This window comes from Candidatus Stygibacter australis (genome assembly GCA_030765845.1).
Classification (GTDB): domain Bacteria; phylum Cloacimonadota; class Cloacimonadia; order Cloacimonadales; family TCS61; genus Stygibacter; species Stygibacter australis.
Map to the genome: position 1 here is coordinate 1 of JAVCDJ010000207.1, position 4,186 is coordinate 4,186.

The window sequence follows — 4,186 nt, forward strand, 5'->3', positions numbered from 1 at the left end:
AATGTAGATCAATCATCCCTGATTGACTCATAAAAGACTTAATCGAGGACGATTAATCTACGTTATCAATCCAAATCAATGTAGATCAATCATCCCTGATTGACTTATAAAAGACTTAATCGAGGACGATTAATCTACGTTATCAATCCATATCAATGTAGATCAATCATCCCTGATTGACTCATAAAAGACTTAATCGAGGACGATTAATCTACGTTATCAATCCAAATCAATGTAGGTCAATCATCCCTGATTGACTTATAAAAGACTTAATCGAGGACGATTAATCTACGTTATGAGCACAAAGTCTACCATGTTCACAAAATATCTGTTCATGCAGTTTTTCCTGCTGGTATCATGAAGCCTTTATAACTAATCACAAGTTCAAGCTATTATTCTTTACAAAATATCTGTGATTTACTGAATGTATTTCTGGAGGAAAAATATGAATAAAATAGAGAAGTTAGCCAGAAAGATATTTCAGATTGAGGATAATACTCCTTCCCGTTCGGGAGGAGGGCACGTGGTCAGTCTGCACTCAGTGATAGACCGGAGTGAATATCCTGATCAGCTTGTGGAGAAGAATTGCGAATTAAACGGGTTTATTGACCATACGATATTAAAACCAGATGCTACAGATGAAGATATCCTCAAAATCTGCCGGGAAGTGGAATTACACCGTTTTGCCAGTGTGTGCCTTAATCCGTGCTGGGTGAGTCTGGCAGCAGAAAATCTACCTGATGGCATTGTGTGTACCGTAATAGGATTTCCTCTGGGTGCAAATAGTTCTGTAATGAAGGCATTTGAAGCGCGGCTGGCTATTGAGAATGGTGCCAAGGAAATAGATATGGTTATTAATATCGGACAATTAAAATCAGGTAATTATGACCTTGTATATCAGGATATTGCTATTGTGAGCGATACCTGTATTCAGAATAGAGCACTTCTTAAAGTAATAATAGAGACCTGTCTGCTGACTGAAGACGAAAAGATCATCGCCTGCCTGCTGGCAAAGAAAGCGGGAGCTGACTTTGTGAAAACTTCTACAGGTTTTTCTTCCGGTGGAGCCAATGTGGAAGATGTACGCCTGATGCGGAAAGTGGTAGGTAATAAGATGGGAGTGAAAGCCTCAGGCGGAGTACGCACGGAAGCAGATGCCCGGGCTATGATCGCAGCAGGAGCAAACAGGATAGGCGCATCCAGCGGAATTAAGATAGTGGATCAGCAATTAGATATAATGGGGAGTCTGGAGCATAAATGAAAGTAGAAATAGCGGGATATAATCTTGACTACAGTCAAATCCAGCAATTGGAAAACCAGCAGCAGGCAACTCCAGAGACCATTTCAGCAGCCTATGCCAGGATATCACGCAGTAAGAAGAGTGTGGGTGACCTGCGCAAAGCAGCTTTGGCGGATGTAGCCAAGGCAAGATCATCTAATCAGAATATTGTATTTGAGATGGGGCATGCTTCTGTTGCAGAGCATGCAGTATTTAATTTTGATATCACGGGTATCTCACGGCTGCTGGTGGAAGATATACAGCGGAGTCGATTGGCATCTTTCACTGAGAAATCACAGAGATATGTAACCCTTAAGGGTGATTATTATCTGCCAGCGGAAATCATCGGTACTGAGCTGGAACCCAGATTTAAACATGTAATAGAAAGGCAGAATAAATTATATACTACTTTATATAAAAGAGCGGGAGAGCATCTGCAGAAGACTGGATTTGCCGGCACTAAGAGTGAATTAAATGGTAAAGCCAAGGAAGATGCACGCTACGTGCTGGCATTAGCCACGCAGACGCAGTTTGGCATGACTATCAATGCCCGATCTATGGAGCGATTATTACAGCGGTTGGATAAAAATGAGCTGGCAGAAGCAAAGCAGCTCAGGGAAGCACTCTGGCAGCAGGCAAGCAGTATTGCCCCTTCGCTGGTGCGTTATACCAAATGTGAAGAATGCGAGAAGCGTTATTTTGATAGATTACCTTATATAGAAAGCGAGAGATTGAACCAGCAGGTGAAATTCGTAAGCATGACCCCGAGTGCAGAAAACTGGATACTGGCAGGGATGATCTTTGAGAATAGCGGTAATGATATCAGGTCAATATATGAGCAGGTGCTGCTATTGAGTGATGAAGAGAAAGCAGAGATATATAAAGAGATGCTGAGGGGGCTAACGCCCTGGCAGAGGATGCCGCGAGCATTTGAACTGGCAGATATCAGCTTTAATCTCCTGATCTCATCATCCTGTTTTGGGCAATTAAAAAGGCATCGGATGTCCACTATCCTGCGCAGTAGTTATCATCCGGAAAACGGCTTTATCATCCCGCCATTGATCAGAGAAATTGGTGGTATGGAATTGATAATGCCAGTGGTGGAAGAAACTGAAGAGCTGTATTATAAACTTGAGAAGGTAAAACCTGGATTGGGGAATTATATTTTGACCAATGGACATCGGCTGGCAGTATTATTTAAGGCAAACCTGAGAGAATTATATCATTTTTCAAGACTTCGCTCAGATGCTCATGCCCAGTGGGAGATCAGAGAAGTATCCCAGCAGATAGACGCTATTATCCAGGAGAAATTACCTTATGCAGGAGCTTTGATCATGGGTAAGGATGAATATACAGGTAAAACCAGATTTGGAGAAGATAAATGAAAGCAAGAGTTTATGTAACAAGACGATTGCCCGAAAGCGTAATGAAGGAACTGGAAGCTATTTATGAAGTGAAGTGCAATCCCTATGACCGGAATATGGAGCAGGACGAGTTTAAGGAAGCTATCCAAAACTGCGACCTGATCATCACCATGCTGGCAGACGGGATAGGCAGGGATATAATTGAACTGAACCCTGATCTTAAGGGAATCTGTAATTATGCAGTGGGCTATAATAATATTGATGTGCAGGCAGCAACAGAGAAGGGGATACCCGTGTGCAATACACCGGGAGTACTCACTGAAACAACTGCTGATCTCACCTGGGCACTGATATTTGCCGCTGCCCGGCGGATAGTGGAAGCAGATAGATATACCAGGGCAGGTAATTTTACCGGCTGGGCTCCCATGCTGATGCAGGGACAGGACATCTATGGTAAAACCCTGGGGATAATTGGAGCTGGCAGGATTGGAGAAGCAGTAGCCCGGAGGTCAATGGGTTTTGGGATGAAGGTTATCTATCATAATCATCATGAAAATGAATGGATGAATGAGCATTTGCAGGCAAAAAATAAGTCTCTGGAAGAAGTGCTGAGAGAAAGCGATATTATCTCCCTGCACATTCCTTATAACCAGGAAACGCATCATTTGATAGACGCTGAGCAGATAAGAATGATGAAGCCGACTGTTGTGCTGATCAATACTGCCCGAGGGAGAGTTATCAATGAGCAGGCGCTTATCAAGGCACTGCAAGCTAAGCAGATTGCTGCTGCCGGACTGGATGTGTATTACAACGAGCCAGAGGTGCCGGATGAGATGAAGGCTCTGGATAATGTGGTGATCGTGCCGCATATTGGCAGTGCCAGTTTCGAAACACGGGTCAGGATGGCGGAACTGGTGAGGGATTGTGCGGCTGCCTGTCTGGCAGGTGAAATGCCTCCGGAGATCGTCAACCCAGAGGTTATGGAAGGAAACAGGTAGTGGAAGAAGTAAAAATCCTGATAATCGGTGCCGGTTGTGTGGGATTGGCAATAGGTAAAGAGCTCAGCAAGGTTTATGAAGATGTGGTTATCGTGGAAAAGGAAGCCAGCTATGGCAGGCATACCAGCAGTCGTAATAGCGAAGTTATCCATTCAGGAATATATTACCCGCAATCAAGCTTAAAGGCTGAATTGTGCATAGAAGGTAGAAAGCTTTTATACGATTATCTGGCAGAGCACAAGATCGCTCATCGCAATTGCGGGAAGCTGGTGGTGGCAGTGAAGGAATCAGAAATAGCTGCCTTGAAGGAATTGCAGGCAAATGGTGTGCGCAATGGAGTGAGTGATTTGGAGATACTCTCAGGTGCTGAGTGCAAAGAGCTGGCACCGGAAGTGAAGTCAATAATGGGAATGCTGGTGCCTTGTACGGGGATCATGGATACACATGGATTTATGAGGGCAATGAAGATAGAGTTTGGGGCTAATGATGGATTTCTGCTCTTTGACAATGAAGTGTGTGAGATAAAGAGGGTGGAAGAGAAATAC

General features: G+C 43.8%; 4 protein-coding genes. All 4 read left to right on the plus strand.

Annotation, left to right across the window (positions count from 1 at the left end):
• Positions 1-445 precede the first annotated feature (445 nt).
• Positions 446-1,261: a deoxyribose-phosphate aldolase gene (gene deoC, locus RAO94_10885; protein MDP8322844.1), complete on the plus strand. Its 816-nt coding sequence runs from the start codon at positions 446-448 to the stop codon at positions 1,259-1,261.
• On the plus strand, positions 1,258-2,664 hold the full coding sequence (thyX, locus tag RAO94_10890) for an FAD-dependent thymidylate synthase (protein ID MDP8322845.1): 1,407 nt from the start codon (positions 1,258-1,260) through the stop codon (positions 2,662-2,664). Before deoC ends, thyX begins: the two co-directional genes overlap by 4 nt.
• Positions 2,661-3,641 carry a D-glycerate dehydrogenase gene (locus RAO94_10895; protein ID MDP8322846.1) on the plus strand — a complete coding sequence of 327 codons (981 nt, stop codon included), beginning with the start codon at positions 2,661-2,663 and terminating at the stop codon, positions 3,639-3,641. Before thyX ends, RAO94_10895 begins: the two co-directional genes overlap by 4 nt.
• Positions 3,641-4,186, plus strand: a 546-nt coding sequence (locus RAO94_10900; GenBank protein MDP8322847.1) for an FAD-dependent oxidoreductase, incomplete at its 3' end; no start/stop codon positions are given. The genes RAO94_10895 and RAO94_10900, both read left to right, overlap by 1 nt.

Coding starts and splice junctions, on each gene's coding strand:
- deoC (MDP8322844.1), top strand. CDS start 446: ATGAATAAAATAGAGAAGTTAGCCAGAAAGATATTTCAGATTGAGGAT.
- thyX (MDP8322845.1), top strand. CDS start 1,258: ATGAAAGTAGAAATAGCGGGATATAATCTTGACTACAGTCAAATCCAG.
- RAO94_10895 (MDP8322846.1), top strand. CDS start 2,661: ATGAAAGCAAGAGTTTATGTAACAAGACGATTGCCCGAAAGCGTAATG.